Consider the following 15,235-nt stretch of genomic DNA (forward strand, 5'->3'; position numbering starts at 1 on the left):
TGGAATGTCATCATCATATCATGTTTGTCAGACGAACGTATCATTCAAAAGGGGAGGAATTCAGATGAAACGAAAAGAAATGGGATTACTCGTATCGCTCGCCGTTGCGAGTGGACTCGCTGTCCGGGAATGGCGGAAGAACCAACAGTTCACGAAACGATTTAAGGAACAATCGGAAGACCGGCTTGTGAAGGGAATGGCGGAGGTGCAGGACGATGCAGGAGATGATTCTTCTTCAACAAAAGGTTGATGAAACGATTCGATCGCTTGGAGGATACTTTCGCCCGTTATCGGGATTAGCCCGCCTGATTGAGGAAGTCGGTGAAGTGGGAGAGACGCTCGAAACCGGAGATGAGTCGGCGTTTCAAGCGGAACTGGTCGATGTCCTGATGATTTCGACTTGCCTTGCGAATCAATACGTGACGGATTTAGCACATCAGCATCAACAGCTCGAGACGATGGAAGACGAGGTGCAAGGTTCTTTTTACCGCCTTGTTCATGAAGCAGGGCAGGTCGCCCGTGTCATGAACGGATATGAAGGTGACAAGCCGCCGAAAAAGACGGAAGACGTCATTCCGGTCGGGACGTCGCTCGCCCGTCTCCAGCGTGAACTGTTTCGATTGGCCCGTCCACTCGGAATCAACCTCCTGGAAGAAATCGATCGCACAAACGAGAAGAACCTGAATCGTGACCGGAAACGATTTGCTTTGACACGTGATCCGGTGACGGAAGCGACGATTGATCATTTCCGAAGCGCAACTGGCAATACGGAACGTCTCTGGGGCGCACCCGTCCATGAAATTGACCGCTCGCTCGAGTCGCATATTCAAACGGCTCTGCCGTCGTTACGCCGCTTCCTGCGTTGTGCCCGGATTGAAGGTATTGATGGATTCGTCATCGAGGCTCCAATCGAACGGACTGACAGTTTACGAAGCGTCAAAGATCAGGCCGATGAAATCGGACGAATCATTAAGGAACAGACACCGCTGTCGTTTAAAGAAGCGCCGTACCGGATTGATGTCTATGCTCCGCAACTCGGTCCGGTTTCGCCGTATCATGCCGAAGACGATCACCGGATGTTTATCGTCCTACATGTTGATGAGTAACTAAAAAAGAGGGGACTGACTCAAAAAAAGAATCACTCGTCTTTCACGCCCTTTCCTCAGGCGAGACACAAGCCCGTTTTCCTGCCTCATTTAGGCAGGAAAACGCGTCTTATTTGTCTCTGACAGCGCAAAAATGCGCTTTTTCCTGTAGGAGTTGCGTGTAGCGAGTGATTCTTTTTTTTGCGAGATAAGGGTGGCAGATTATGATTCTGCCACCCTTATCTTTGTAGAGACTGACTGTTGAGTCAGCCCCTTCTTTTGGTGTAGATCATCTTGAGGGATTAGATAGTTCGGCTTGCTTCTGATTCAAGTGTTGCATGAAACGGTTGATTCGATGAATCGCCTGCTGGAGCTGTTCGATCGAACTGGCATAACTTGCCCGGACGTAGCCTTCTCCACTTGCACCGAATACAGAACCGGGGACGACCGCGACGCGTTCCGCGAGCAACAGTTGCTCTGCGAATTCCTCGCTCGTTAAACCAGTCCCGCCGATGTACGGGAAGGCATAAAACGCCCCACCCGGTGAATGGGTCGGCAGTCCGGCGTCATTTAAGGCTTTGACGAAATAGTTCCGCCGTTGCCGGTAACTGCGGACCATGTCCGGAACTGTCTTGTGACGCGAGCGTAAGGCTTCGATTCCAGCGAACTGAACGAGCGTCGGGGCACACATCATGCCGTACTGATGGACTTTGAGCATCGCCTGGCTGATCGCGGGTGGGGCACAGGTAAAACCAAGCCGCCAACCGGTCATCGCAAAAGCTTTAGAAAACCCGTTGATGACAATCGTCCGTTCCCGCATATCGGGAAGGGTCGCAAAACAAGTCGGCTCGTCTTCATAAGAAAGTTCAGCGTAGATTTCATCGCTGATGACATAAAGATCATGTTTCTTCGCAAGCAACGCGAGATCGGCCAATTGATCGCGTGTCATGACGGAACCGGTCGGATTGGACGGGAAACAAAAGATGATCGCTTTTGTCCGGTCTGTGATGACCGCTTCAATCGTTTCCGGCTGAATCGTAAATCCATCTTCTGCACGACAGGCTGCTGCAATCGGGATGCCGCCTGCAAGTTCGATCAACGGAGCGTACGAGACAAAGGCAGGTTCGACGACGATGACTTCGTCTCCGGGATTGATCAATGTCCGAAACGCTAAATCAAGCCCTTCCGAAGCGCCGGTCGTGACAATGATTTCGTCCGAGACCTGATAGTCAATCGAAAATTTCTCTTGCATGTACAAGCGGATTTCCTGTCGTAATTCGACCAATCCGGCATTGGCGCTGTATGCCGTGTAACCTTGTTCAAGAGCAGCAAAACTGGCTTCCCGGACATTCCAGGGGGTAACGAAATCCGGTTCACCGACACCGAGGGAAATGACGTCTTCCATCGAACCGGCTAAGTCGAAAAACCGCCGGATGCCGGAAGGGGCCAATCGTTCGACACGTTCAGATAAGTGTTTCATGGAGACACCTTCAATCGTTTATCCCCGTCATCCTGGCTGAATAAAACGCCGTCATGTTTATACGTTTTGAGACGGAAATGGGTTGTCGTTGAAATGACGGAATCGAGTGTCGATAATTTTTCTGAGACGAACTGCGATACTTCCTGCAGGGATTTCCCATCAAGGACGACTTGTAAATCGTATGCGCCTGACATCAAATAGAGTGACGTCACTTCCGGGAACCGGTGGATGCGTTCTGCGACCTCATCAAAGCCGCGTCCCCGTTTCGGTGTCACTTTGACATCGATGAAAGCTGTCACGCCATGGTGAGCATGGATTTTTTGCCAGTCGATGACGGCTGTATAACCGAGCAGGACGCCATCTTGTTTGAATGCCTCAAGCGACGACACTACTTCTTCTTCCGTCAGGTCCAGCATCTGAGCAGCAAGGGCGTGATCGATCGGTCCATTCTGCGTCAATAATTCAAGTAATTCCAATTGTTTATCTGTATACACGATAATCACTCACTTTCTGTCAAATGGCCGCTAAACGTTCGCCGTGTTTCACGTAGACGGGAGCGGCGTTCTTCTTGGACGATATGAAAATTTTTCATTTCCGTCGTCGGCAGTTCGTGTTTTTCCACAAGACGCTCAAAATAGACACGACGGGAGGCATCCTGTTTTGCGGATTCATGATTGCCGGACGGATTAAAAGCATACAGGACGGTCGCCCGGGCCGGGTGCAGGACGAGATGATCCTGTCCGACCCGTAAAATCCAGTCCCAGTCCCAATAGTTGAAGACGTCTTCGTCAAATAAACCAAGCTCTTCGTGAAGCGACTTTCGATAGAGGGAACCGGACGGGATATAGGTCGAGTCCTCTTTTATCGCCTCCCGATCATACGGATAGGCGAACGGTTCCGTTGTTTTGACGACGCGGTGATCCTGTTGCCAGTCGTAGGTGAACAGTTCCGCATCGACATACGTCAAGTCCGCTCCGGCTTCGAGATCGCCGACGGCTTCTTCGATATGTGAAGGTAACAACAGATCATCATCGTCGTGGAGAAGGATATATCTTCCGTTTGCTAACGAGACACCGTGGTTTCGTGCCCGGACATGGTGATTTTCCGGCAAATCAATTGCCGTGATCGTCAGTTTGTCCTGAAAATCGGCAACGACGGAAGTCAGCGGCTCTCCATTATTGTTCAAGATGATGACTTCAAAATCCTGATAGATTTGTTTTGTCAGTGCGGTCAGTGCTTCGCGCAACTCACGCAACCGGTTATATGTGGGGATGATGACTGAGACCATCGGCATTTAAGTCGTCTCCTTAGAACAAAGACACCCTTGAAATTCAGGTGTCCTTGTGAGATATTTACATTTTTTCTTCGATTGTCGGAAGTAAGTCATTCCATTCAGCGTCAGCTTCTTTTGTGACGGTGACGAAATCACCGTATGCAAAGAGATTATCGATGCCGTCAATCGTGATGAGTGATGCGAGCAAAGCGTCTTCCGGTGTATCCCCTTTTTTGACGCTGGTGCTCTTGGCACCGAAACGGTCTCCGTCGAGGGTGATTTTTACTGAGTTCGGGTTAGGCGTGTAGTCAACTTGCATAATCAGTCTCCTTTCAAAGTTCACACGAATCTTCACATAAAAGTAAGTTCGTTGCGAGTAAAATCAATTCCTGCTGATCCGGTCGTTCATCAAAAGATTCTTCAAAAACGATCCCGATTGCTTCCGCAAGAGGGGTTATTTGATCATGAACCGTCAGTAAGCTTAGTATAGCAGACATTTCCGTCGGATAATTTCCTTCTCCTAGGTGAAATGGATCATATTTTTTTAAAAGTTCTTCTGAACTCATAATCAATAAAACTCCTTATCTCAATATATCTCAAAAGGCGGTAGTTCGCCTTTTCAAATTTGTTTGACCTGAATTTCAATGCAAGGGCTTATTTTTCCGGCATTTAGTGATAACCTATATCTTGTAGATAAATAGGTTTAAAAATGCCTGAAACGTCTATATATAGAGTGAAGATTGAATAACACTTTCTATATGTAGGGCGTCTTTTTTTAGTTTAGCGCATTTTTTACGGCAACGGAACCTATTTTAAAGTTAGAGAATGGGAGTGGTTCATAGTGGCATCTCCACTGAATACAGCACGCATCTATCAAGGTGCAATGACGATAGAAGATGTATATACGGTCATCCGTCAGATTACAGCATCATACTCGGAGCTCGACGTCGAGCGTTACACAGAACGCGCGATTCGGGCACTTGAAGGAAAAACGTTACAGGCGGATCAAGTCTATGAACTCTTAACCATGCATGCACTGGACATGTTGAAGGCAGAAGAACCGAACTGGACATTTGTTGCGACAGCAACGTACTTGAACCGGTTATATCTTGAAGCGAGTGAAAACCGCGGCTATACAGCGGACGAACGGTACGGCTCGCTTTATCACTTGATTGAGAAATTAACGGAGATTGGTATTTTCACGCCCCACCTTTTAGAAACGTATTCGAAAGAAGAAGTCGAAGAACTTGCGGCATCGATCGATCCGTCACGTGATCATCTGTTCACGTATATCGGACTCCGGACATTATCCGACCGTTACTTAGCGCGCGACCACGTCAAAAAATTATACGAATTACCGCAGGAACGTTTCATGATCATCGCGATGACACTCATGCAGACAGAACCAAAAGACCGCCGGATCGAGCTCGTCAAAGAGTCGTACTGGGCACTTTCGAATCTCTACATGACCGTTGCGACACCCACTTTATCGAACGCCGGTAAATCATATGGACAATTGTCATCATGCTTCATCGATACAGTCGATGATTCTCTACGGGGCATCTATGACTCGAACACTGATGTTGCGACACTGTCAAAAGGCGGCGGTGGAATCGGTGTCTATATGGGGAAAATCCGTTCACGTGGATCAGACATCAAAGGATTTAAAGGGGTTTCAAGCGGTGTCATTCCGTGGATGAAACAGTTGAACAACACAGCGGTCAGCGTCGATCAGCTCGGTATGCGTCAAGGTTCGATCGCCGTTTATCTCGATATTTGGCATAAAGATATTCTCGAGTTCCTCGATGCGAAATTGAATAATGGGGACGAACGGTTGCGGACACATGATTTGTTCACAGGAGTCAGCTTACCGGACCATTTCATGCGGACGGTCGAAGCGCGCGGTGACTGGTACTTGTTTGACCCACACGAAATCCGGACGGTGATGGGCTTCAGCCTGGAAGATTCGTTTGATGAAACGGAACAAGGCGGCAGCTTCACGGAGAAATACACAGCGTGTGTCAACGAACCGCGTCTGAGCCGGACGAAGGTCCCGGCGATTGATCTCGTCAAACGCTATATGCGTTCGCAGCTCGAAACAGGCACACCGTACATGTTCTTCCGTGATGCAGTAAACCGTGCCAACCCAAACAAACATGCGGGCATGATTTATTCGTCTAACCTTTGTTCGGAAATCATGCAGAACATGAGTCCGACGACCGTGACGGAAGAATACACGGAAGACGGCAAAATCATCATCACGAAAACACCGGGCGATTTCGTCGTCTGTAACTTATCTTCGATCGCGCTCGCGCGTGCTGTCCGTGAAAATGTGTTGGAACGCTTGATTCCAATTCAAATGCGGATGCTCGATAACGTCATTGATTTAAATACGATTGACGTGCCGCAAGCACAGATTACGAATCAAAAATACCGCGCCGTTGGTCTCGGAACATTCGGCTGGCATCACCTGCTTGCCCTCGAAGGCATCCGCTGGGAGTCGGTCGAGGCTGTTCAGTATGCCGATCGTCTTTACGAAAAAATTGCATACTTGACGATTGATGCGTCGATGCAACTGGCGAAAGAAAAAGGCGCGTACCGTCTCTTTGAGGGATCGGAATGGCAGACAGGGGAATACATCGCCCGCCGTCACTACAAAACAACGGCTGAACTGAACTGGGATCGTCTGCAAGCGGACATCACGGCACACGGCATGCGAAATGCCTATCTGATGGCAGTCGCACCGAACTCGTCGACGGCAATCATCGCCGGCAGTACGGCTTCGATCGATCCGATTTACAAGAAGGTTTATGCGGAAGAGAAGAAAAACTACAAGATTCCGGTCACAGTACCCGATTTGACACCGGAAACGAACTGGTTCTATAAATCAGCGTTTGAGATTGATCAGCTTTGGAGCATCCGTCAAAATGCCTCACGCCAACGGCATATTGACCAAGCAATCAGCTTTAATCTCTACGTCAAAAACAGTGTCAAAGCAAAAGAATTACTCGAGATGCACATGGAAGCATGGCAGCTTGGGATGAAGACGATTTACTACACACGTTCGACGACCGTCGAAATCGATGAATGTGAGTCGTGTTCATCATAAGAGAAGGAGGACGATATCATGAAGGCAGCAATCGTATATGCGTCAATGAGCGGAAATACAGAGGAGGTTGCGGAACTGATTGCCAAAGCATGTTCCGAAATGCAGGTCGAACCGACGATGATCTTTGCCGATGATGTGACGACGTATCAGCTAGTCCCTTATGATATCGTCTATTTTGGTTCGTACACCTGGGGAGACGGACAATTGCCGGATGAGATGCGGGATTGTCTTAAGCTGGTCTTAAAGGAAAGTCCGCACGCGATTCCGCAGGCAGCCGTCTTCGGAACAGGTGATAAAATGTTCGTCAAATATTGCCGTGCCGTCGATGAGATGGCCTACCATCTCGCGAAATTCGGGGTACCGCTCGCGGGTGAATTACTCAAAATCGAACAATCGCCGCGAAACCGACCGCACATGGTCAAAGAGTGGACACGTCGAACACTACTGCAATTACAGCAAGAGGGAGCCGAACAACATGGAACAACTACAAAAAATCAAACTGCTTGATGCCCGTCATCCGAATCGTGCGACAGCGATCATCGGTGGGGAGACAAGCTCGATCGTCAACTGGAACGACATTGCGTATCCGCAGTTTTATTCGATCTATAAACAGTTATTATCAAACTTCTGGATTCCCGACGAAATTTCGATGTCAAAAGACATGCAACAATGGAATCAACTGAGCGAACGGGAACAGGATTCGTTTAAGCGGATTATCGGTTTGTTGTCGATTCTCGACTCTGTCCAGACCCGCTATATCCTGGAATCAGCGATGTTTACATCAGACGCTTCAATCCATGCGATTTTGGCGATTGTGGCACAACAGGAAGTCGTGCATAACCAATCGTATAGCTATGTCTTGTCGAGTCTTGTGCCGTTGTCGGAACAAAACCGGATCTTCGACATCGCGAAAGATGACGACATGGTCATGAAGCGGAATGCCTTTATTTTGGATCTGTATGAAGATTTCCAAAACGACCGGACACCGGAAAACTTTGCGAAATCACTCGTCGCCTCAATCGTTCTCGAAGGAATCAACTTCTATTCCGGATTTGCGTTCTTCTATAACTTAGCCCGTCACCAAAAAATGGTCGGAACTTCGACGATGATCAGTTACATCCAGCGGGATGAACTTCAACACTCCTACTTCATCAGTCAGCTGTTACGTGCCGTCTTGACTGAGCATCCGGAAATCGATGCAGACGGTTCATTCACGAAGTTCGTCTACGCGACATTCGAACGTGCCGTTGATCTTGAAATCGAGTGGAGTGAATACGTGTTACGTGACTTGGATGGACTTGATGTCAGCGAGATGCGTGACTACGTCAAATACCTCGCTAATAAACGTCTCCGTGTCATCGGACTCGACGATTTGTATGAAGGACACGATGAAGACGTCATGCCGTGGATTCGCGCCTATTCCGACGACTCGATGAATGCGACGAAATCCGATTTCTTCGAACAGAAATCACGGTCGTATGCGAAGGTAACGGATGCGAACGGATTTGACGATTTGTAAGCTAAATAAAATGTAAGTGGAAAGAACTAACTGATGAAAATTTATCTACAAAATCAGTTAGTTCTTTTTCTAACGCCGAAAAAAACCGAAAATTTTGATTTTTTAAGGGGGTGATTCGAAAAGAACGTAAAAAAAGCAGCTGCTAAAGCGCAACTGCTTTAATACGGCAGGAAAGAATGAACTTCCAACTGCGCGTTGCGTTCGAATAGACACTGCAATGTCTGCTCGAACAAGAATAGTATTGAAATCTTCTTAACCAAACAATACTACATATGCGTATTCAGGTAAAACCTTATTTGATTGATGTTGCGGATCATTCTTCCCTGCTCAAAGGGAAGGAGGTAGTTTCGAATGTGTCTTATTACGCCTCACTATCGTAATGCACACTGGGTGTGCGGTCATTATCGCGGAACCCGCTGGATCGATGAACACTTTCGTTCAGGTTCATTCGTAAATGGCCATTGCCAATTACGTTTCGACTTTTAATTGAGTAATCAATCTGTATTAAATTATGGTTGCTTCACCGTGAAATTTCCTTTACGCTAGGACAGGTGAGGTCATGCTCGACTCCTGCGGAAAAACAAGTTAATCATGACCCTGGAAGATGCATCGCATCTGAAGCGGCATGATGACTTGTCTGCGGAAAGCGAGCAGACCGAATCGGTCCTTTTTGCGTTGAGGAGTAAGAAGAAACAAAAAAAGGGCCGGACTCGAAAAGTCCGGCAGAATCAGGGGGAATACTTGAAGTCTTGCTACTAATTTGTTCCCTTGTAAAATAAAAAATAAACAATTTGAAAAATATTTTTTACCATCCGTAAAAAGTATGTTATTATAAGTTGATGAATTTAGTTAGGGAGTGTATAAACTATGGCAAACTTTGAAAAAGACCAAGTCGTTACTGGTAAAGTAACTGGTATTCAAAACTTTGGTGCTTTCGTAGCACTTGACGAGCAAACACAAGGTCTCGTCCACATCTCAGAAATCTCACACGATTACGTAAAAGACATCAACGATTACGTAAAAGTTGGCGATGAAGTAACTGTTAAAGTTCTCGACATCGACGAAGCTAACAAAAAAATGAAGCTTTCGATCAAAGCAACACAGGAAGCTCCAAAACGCGAAGCACGCGCTAAAGGCCCACGCAAAAACACTGGCCGTCGCGATGCAGGTCCTGCTTTCAAACAAGAAGAAGCTCCTGGCTTCAACGTGTTAAAAGGCAAATTGGAAGAATGGATTGAAAAATCAAACTTCCAAAAATAAGATTTTGAAAGGGAATCGACATCGGTCGGTTCTCTTTTTTTTGCGTTATAAGCATTAAAATAGATGCAAAAGGGGAATGTGTGGATAATGTAAGGTGTTCATTACTTATCAAGGGGGCAACACACAATGGAAAACTTCGAATATCGTAATCCAACGAAACTTATTTTTGGTGACGGTCAAGTCAGCAAGATTAAAGACGAGCTAAAAGCACTAGGTGCAAAAAAAGTCATGCTCGTATTTGGCGGAGGCAGTATCAAACGTAATGGTGTCTATGATGACGTCACACGCGAACTGAGTGCGGCAGGAATCGAATACGTCGAATGCGACGGCGTCGAACCAAACCCACGTATCGAAACAGCGGAGCGCGGCATTAAAATTGCACGTGAAGCAGGCGTTGACGCATTGCTCGCTCTTGGTGGCGGTTCTGTCATCGACTGTACGAAATTGATTGCTGCTGGTATCCCGTACGAAGGTTCAGCATGGGATCTCGTCATCGGGAAAGCGACACCAGAAACAGTGATCCCGTTCGGAACAGTCTTGACGCTTGCTGCGACAGGTTCAGAAATGAACTCAGGTTCTGTCATCACGAACTGGAAGACACAAGAAAAATACGGTTGGGGCAGCCCGTTGACGTTCCCGACATTCTCAGTCCTTGATCCAAAGTACACAGTCAGTGTACCGAAAGATCAAACGATTTACGGCATCGTCGACATGATGAGCCATTGCCTCGAGCAATACTTCCACACAGCGCATGCACCGGTTCAAGAACGGATGACGGAAGGTGTCATGAAAGCAGTTATTGAAGCTGCACCGAAACTTGTCAACGATCTCGAAAACGTTGAACTCCGCGGTACGATCCTGTTTGCCGGTACGATGGCACTCAACGGTGTTCTTCAAATGGGCGCACGCGGTGACTGGGCGTCACACAACATTGAGCACGCGGTCTCAGCCGTTCACGACATTCCGCATGCAGGCGGTCTGGCCATCCTCTTCCCGAACTGGATGCGTCACGTTCTTGATGAATCAAACGCACACCGTTTCGTCACGCTCGGTGAAAACGTCTTTGACGTCGATACGGCAGGTAAATCAGAAATGGAAGCAGCACACGCTACAATCGATGCAATCAGTGCGTTCTGGACATCACTTGGTGCACCGAACCGCCTTGCGGATTATGACATCAAAGAAGAAACGGTCGATTCAATCGTGAAGTCAGCGATGACACGTGGAGACTTTGGTAACTTCAAATCACTTGGCAACGAAGATGTTCGCCAAATCGTAACAGCTGCTTTGTAAGCGTCATAACATTTGCTAATCTTTTCACAAAAGACTTGAACGACCTTCCTTCTTGCGTTTTAATGAAAAGGAAGGTCGCATTTGTTTGCGAATGAATAAGGAGGACGAGTGAATGACAACGGTACGTTTTGATTATTCGAAGGCCCTACAATTCGTAGGACAACATGAAGTAGACTATATGGCGGATACGGTAAAAACATTACACGGAGCAATCCACAACGGTACAGGTGCCGGCAGTGATTTCTTAGGATGGGTCGATTTACCGACGAACTATGACAAAGCGGAATTTGAAAAAATTCAAGCGGCGGCTGAAAAAATCAAGTCGGATTCCGACGTCTTGTTAGTCGTCGGAATCGGCGGATCGTATCTCGGGGCACGTGCTGCAATCGAGATGCTCGGTCATTCGTTCCACAACCTATTGTCAAAAGACGAGCGGAAAGCTCCGCAAATCATTTATGCCGGACATAACATTTCTTCGACGTACTTACACGATTTGTTCCAAGTACTTGAAGGAAAAGATGTTTCGGTCAATATCATCTCGAAATCAGGAACAACGACAGAACCGGCAATCTCGTTCCGTCTCTTGAAAACATTCATGGAAGACAAGTACGGTAAAACAGGTGCGAAAGACCGGATTTATGCGACGACAGATAAAGCACGTGGTGCCCTGAAGACACTTGCTGACTCAGAAGGATACCAAACGTTTGTGATTCCGGATGACGTTGGGGGTCGTTTCTCTGTCTTGACACCGGTTGGTTTATTGCCGATTGCGGCAGCTGGTATTTCGATTGAAGACTTGATGGCAGGTGCGCGTGATGCACAAGTTCAGTTCTCAAATGAGAACTTGGCGGAAAATGAAGCGTACCAGTACGCGGTCGTCCGAAACGCATTATATGCTAAAGGAAAAACAATCGAGTTGCTCGTTAACTATGAACCCGCTTTACACTATGTGTCCGAGTGGTGGAAACAGTTGTACGGAGAGTCAGAAGGAAAAGACTTCAAAGGCATCTTCCCGGCAGCAGTCGACTTCTCGACGGATCTTCACTCAATGGGACAATACGTCCAAGAGGGACGCCGTGACTTGTTTGAAACGGTCATCAAAGTCGGACAAGCGCGTCATGCCTTGACGATTGAAAAAGATGCACAGGATCTAGACGGTTTAAACTTCCTTGAAGGCAAGTCGATTCAATTCGTCAATGACAAGGCAGCAGAAGGAACGTTGCTTGCTCACACAGATGGACAAGTTCCGAACTTGACAGTTGAATTGCCGGAGATGACACCGTATCATCTTGGATTCTTGTTCTACTTCTTTGAAAAAGCATGTGCGATGAGTGGATACCTGCTTGGTGTGAATCCATTCGATCAGCCAGGTGTTGAAGCGTACAAGAAAAACATGTTTGCCTTACTTGGTAAACCTGGATTTGAAGCAGAAAAAGCGGAGCTTGAAGCTCGCTTGAAATAAGAAGCCAGACATCTCTCGATTCAGAGGGATGTCTTTTTTTGTCATTTTGGCAAATTCCCACGCACTTTCACTTTTAGAATGCTTTCGAAACAGGTAAAGTGAAGAGAGAAGAAGAAATGAGGTGCACGCACGTGATTACGTTTTTAGATTATTATCAAAATCGGGTTGAACTGAGTTTTGAGGACCATCCGTTTTCAGTCCATCCGCTTCATGTCTGGGTCATAGCCGTGTACGAAGGGAAATGGTTACTGACGCATCATAAGCAACGGGGATACGAGTTTCCGGGAGGAAAGGTCGAGCCAGGGGAAACGGCAGAGGAAGCGGCATACCGGGAAGTCATGGAAGAGACAGGAGGGCGCATTGAACGCCTCCAGTACATCGGACAGTACCGGGTCGAGGGGCGGGGGGATACGATCATCAAGAATATCTACTTCGCCGAAATCAAATCCTTGGTCCCGCATCTTGCTGTCGATGAGACGGATGGTGCCTATTTACTAGACGATATCCCGAAACGTTTAGATACGAACCGCCAATACAGCTTCATGATGAAGGACCGTGTCCTTCCGGAGACTCTTCGTGTACTCGCCGAACGCCGACTGGTTTGAGCTCCCTCGCCAGGGACCATTCCGTACCTTTCGGGTCTTTTATGAAACGTCCGACGGAGAACAGGTCGGGGCGTACATCATCTTACCGGTTCGTGCGAACGGACAAGGTCTCTTATATTTACGTGGTGGGACACGTAATATCGGTATGGTTCGGCCGACCCGCTTAATGCAGTTCGCGCAAGCCGGTTATTTGGTCATGGCTCCTTTTTACCGCGGTAACTTAGGTGGAACCGGTAAAGAAGATTTTGGACATCAAGACATCCTGGACGCCATCAGTGCGTTTGATTGGCTTGATCAATATGTCGAGCGGACGTCGGTCTTTGGCTTTTCCCGCGGCGGTCAGATGGCGCTTTTACTGGCGCATCATCGTGAAGTTGCCCGGACGGTGTCGTGGGCCGGCGTAACGAATCTGATTTGGACGTATGAAGAACAACGGACGATGCAAAAAATGCTCAGACGGTTCACGGGTGGAGTACCGGAACAACGGCTAGAGGAATACCGCATCCGGTCGCCGCTTTATTTTCCACCTCAAGGAGACGTGTTGTTGATTCATGGATTGTATGATCAAAACGTTCGATTGCGTCATGCGACGAACTATGCAGCCCGCTATCCGGAAAAGACCCGCTTGTTGGTGTATCAGTATGCGCATCAATTTCCAATCCATCAAAAAATGCTCGTGACGAAACAAGTCATTGATTGGATGTTATCCAAGTGAAAAACATGTGTGAAAACATCTCAATGCCTCGCATTGAGATGTTTTTTCTCCAAATGATGGGAACATTGATATGTTTTAAAAAAGAGATTTTTTAAGGGAAAACGATATTTGATATACTAGAACATATAAAATAAGCCAGATTAACGGATTTAGAAGGGATATATGAGATGGAAATCTTACTTGCGCGACAACCGATTGTAGACCGGTTTGGTTCGATTGACGCTTTTGAACTCCTCTATCGTTCCGTTGAAGCACCTGAAGTCTTTGATGGTGACTTAGCGACGATGGATGTATTGACGAATACACTGATTCATCTGGGAGTAGATCGTGTAGCAGAAGGAAAACGATTATTCATTAATTTCACAGGTGATTTGTTACAGTCTGAACTGATTGATCATTTGGATCCGACCCAATTCGTGATTGAAGTATTGGAGACGGTACAGATTGATGCTGACATGCTCCTGACGCTTCAGAAGTGGAAAGAAGCGGGCTTCGTATTGGCACTGGATGATTTCGTGACGGATTTGTTGCGTCATCATGGCGCTGAACTGTTTGATTTGATTGATCTAATTAAAATTGATATCGAAGCCATCAATCCACGCGAACAAAGTGCAATCTTACATATCTTGAAGCGGAATTATCCGCATATGCGCTTTTTGGCAGAACGGGTCGAAACACATGAAGACCATACGAGAAGCCTTGAGATGGGATATGACTGGTTTCAGGGATACTTTTATGCCAAACCGATGTTGATGAAAGGAAAGGCGGTTCCTCCGCAAGTACCTGTGCTGTTGAAGATGTTGAAATGGTTGGATACAGACGATCATTATGACGACGTCGTCGATGAAATCGAAAGAAATCCCTACATCAGCGTGCAAGTACTGCAATTGATCAATTCTCCGGGAATCGGTCTTCGAAACACAGTCAGTTCTGTCCGTCAGGCGATTTCCTTATTAGGCTTTTCGCAACTGAAAAGCTGGATTTCGTTAATCGTCTTGCGTGAAATGAAACTCGCAAGTCCATACAAATGGTCAGATGAATTATTACGTTCGTCGTTGCATTGTGCGAAACTATGCGAGTTGTTTGCTAGGGAAACGAAGACACTGAAAGCAGAAAGCGCCTATATGATTGGATTGCTGTCGCATATCGATGCGTTACTTTCCGTAGATATTGATGAAATCATTGATCAGCTTCCGATTGAACCGGCATTGAAAAACGTTTTGCAAGGCGAGGATCATCCGTTTCGAGATTGCCTGTTGCTCGCAATCAGCGCAGACCGAGGAGAATTTGAACGATTCGAGATGCTGAGTAACCGATTCGGGATTGCGAAGCGCCGCGCCTACGAGTTACTGAAGGAAAGCCAAGTTTGGCTCTCTCAAAAGGAACTTCATTTACAGGACAAGACAGATTCAATCGTCTAACACAAAAGGTTGA

The 15,235-nt window shown here is 47.1% G+C and carries 16 protein-coding genes; 11 read left to right on the forward strand and 5 right to left on the reverse strand.

All coding sequences use genetic code 11. From position 1 onward, the window contains the following. Positions 1-64: 64 nt before the first annotated feature. Positions 65-250 carry a hypothetical protein gene (locus tag MUN34_RS02450; protein ID WP_026827662.1) on the forward strand — a complete coding sequence of 62 codons (186 nt, stop codon included), beginning with the start codon at positions 65-67 and terminating at the stop codon, positions 248-250. Then, complete coding sequence (locus MUN34_RS02455; RefSeq protein WP_247856808.1) at positions 216-1,106, forward strand: MazG nucleotide pyrophosphohydrolase domain-containing protein; 891 nt, start codon at positions 216-218, stop codon at positions 1,104-1,106. The genes MUN34_RS02450 and MUN34_RS02455 overlap by 35 nt, the downstream gene beginning before the upstream one ends. Positions 1,107-1,374: 268 nt before the next feature. Here the strand turns inward: MUN34_RS02455 and MUN34_RS02460 are convergent, their stop codons facing one another. From MUN34_RS02460 to MUN34_RS02480, 5 genes are read right to left on the reverse strand one after another with little or no spacing between them, the layout of a single operon-like run. Next, positions 1,375-2,565: an aminotransferase gene (locus tag MUN34_RS02460; protein WP_247856809.1), complete on the reverse strand. Its 1,191-nt coding sequence runs from the start codon at positions 2,563-2,565 to the stop codon at positions 1,375-1,377. Then, a complete protein-coding gene (locus MUN34_RS02465; protein WP_081776612.1) occupies positions 2,562-3,068 on the reverse strand; it encodes an Lrp/AsnC family transcriptional regulator in 507 nt (168 codons plus the stop codon). Before MUN34_RS02465 ends, MUN34_RS02460 begins: the two co-directional genes overlap by 4 nt. Beyond that, positions 3,065-3,859, reverse strand: coding sequence for a glycosyltransferase family 2 protein (locus tag MUN34_RS02470; RefSeq protein WP_247856810.1), 795 nt, complete (start codon positions 3,857-3,859; stop codon positions 3,065-3,067). The genes MUN34_RS02465 and MUN34_RS02470 overlap by 4 nt, the downstream gene beginning before the upstream one ends. Before the next feature lie 58 nt (positions 3,860-3,917). Beyond that, positions 3,918-4,157, reverse strand: a complete 240-nt coding sequence (locus tag MUN34_RS02475) for a NifU N-terminal domain-containing protein (protein ID WP_026827667.1) — start codon at positions 4,155-4,157, stop codon at positions 3,918-3,920. A gap of 13 nt (positions 4,158-4,170) precedes the next feature. Continuing rightward, positions 4,171-4,404, reverse strand: a complete 234-nt coding sequence (locus tag MUN34_RS02480) for a DUF1871 family protein (RefSeq protein ID WP_026827668.1) — start codon at positions 4,402-4,404, stop codon at positions 4,171-4,173. Between the two features lie 317 nt (positions 4,405-4,721). Here MUN34_RS02480 and MUN34_RS02485 point away from each other — a divergent pair, with 317 nt between their 5' ends. The 9 genes from MUN34_RS02485 to MUN34_RS02525 all read left to right on the forward strand — a co-directional run bounded on the left by MUN34_RS02485 (position 4,722) and on the right by MUN34_RS02525 (position 15,222). Continuing rightward, complete coding sequence (locus MUN34_RS02485; protein WP_235188901.1) at positions 4,722-6,947, forward strand: ribonucleoside-diphosphate reductase subunit alpha; 2,226 nt, start codon at positions 4,722-4,724, stop codon at positions 6,945-6,947. 18 nt (positions 6,948-6,965) lie between these two features. Next, positions 6,966-7,454: a flavodoxin domain-containing protein gene (locus tag MUN34_RS02490; RefSeq protein ID WP_026827670.1), complete on the forward strand. Its 489-nt coding sequence runs from the start codon at positions 6,966-6,968 to the stop codon at positions 7,452-7,454. Beyond that, positions 7,423-8,466 carry a ribonucleotide-diphosphate reductase subunit beta gene (locus MUN34_RS02495; RefSeq protein ID WP_026827671.1) on the forward strand — a complete coding sequence of 348 codons (1,044 nt, stop codon included), beginning with the start codon at positions 7,423-7,425 and terminating at the stop codon, positions 8,464-8,466. Before MUN34_RS02490 ends, MUN34_RS02495 begins: the two co-directional genes overlap by 32 nt. An 867-nt stretch (positions 8,467-9,333) precedes the next feature. Further along, positions 9,334-9,726, forward strand: coding sequence for a S1 domain-containing post-transcriptional regulator GSP13 (yugI, locus tag MUN34_RS02500; protein WP_014971071.1), 393 nt, complete (start codon positions 9,334-9,336; stop codon positions 9,724-9,726). Between the two features lie 126 nt (positions 9,727-9,852). Beyond that, a complete protein-coding gene (locus tag MUN34_RS02505) occupies positions 9,853-11,019 on the forward strand; it encodes an iron-containing alcohol dehydrogenase (RefSeq protein WP_247856811.1) in 1,167 nt (388 codons plus the stop codon). 112 nt (positions 11,020-11,131) lie between these two features. Beyond that, entirely contained in the window at positions 11,132-12,481 is a 1,350-nt protein-coding gene (locus MUN34_RS02510; RefSeq protein WP_026827673.1) for a glucose-6-phosphate isomerase, read from the forward strand. Between the two features lie 131 nt (positions 12,482-12,612). After that, positions 12,613-13,086: an RNA deprotection pyrophosphohydrolase gene (ytkD, locus tag MUN34_RS02515; protein ID WP_026827674.1), complete on the forward strand. Its 474-nt coding sequence runs from the start codon at positions 12,613-12,615 to the stop codon at positions 13,084-13,086. Then, positions 13,058-13,801 carry an alpha/beta hydrolase family protein gene (locus MUN34_RS02520; RefSeq protein ID WP_051525121.1) on the forward strand — a complete coding sequence of 248 codons (744 nt, stop codon included), beginning with the start codon at positions 13,058-13,060 and terminating at the stop codon, positions 13,799-13,801. The genes ytkD and MUN34_RS02520 overlap by 29 nt, the downstream gene beginning before the upstream one ends. A gap of 167 nt (positions 13,802-13,968) precedes the next feature. Further along, positions 13,969-15,222, forward strand: coding sequence for an EAL and HDOD domain-containing protein (locus tag MUN34_RS02525; protein WP_026827675.1), 1,254 nt, complete (start codon positions 13,969-13,971; stop codon positions 15,220-15,222). Positions 15,223-15,235 lie beyond the last annotated feature (13 nt).

Origin of the sequence: Exiguobacterium sp. 17-1 (assembly GCF_023096305.1) — a bacterium.
GTDB classification, from domain to species: domain Bacteria; phylum Bacillota; class Bacilli; order Exiguobacteriales; family Exiguobacteriaceae; genus Exiguobacterium_A; species Exiguobacterium_A sibiricum_A.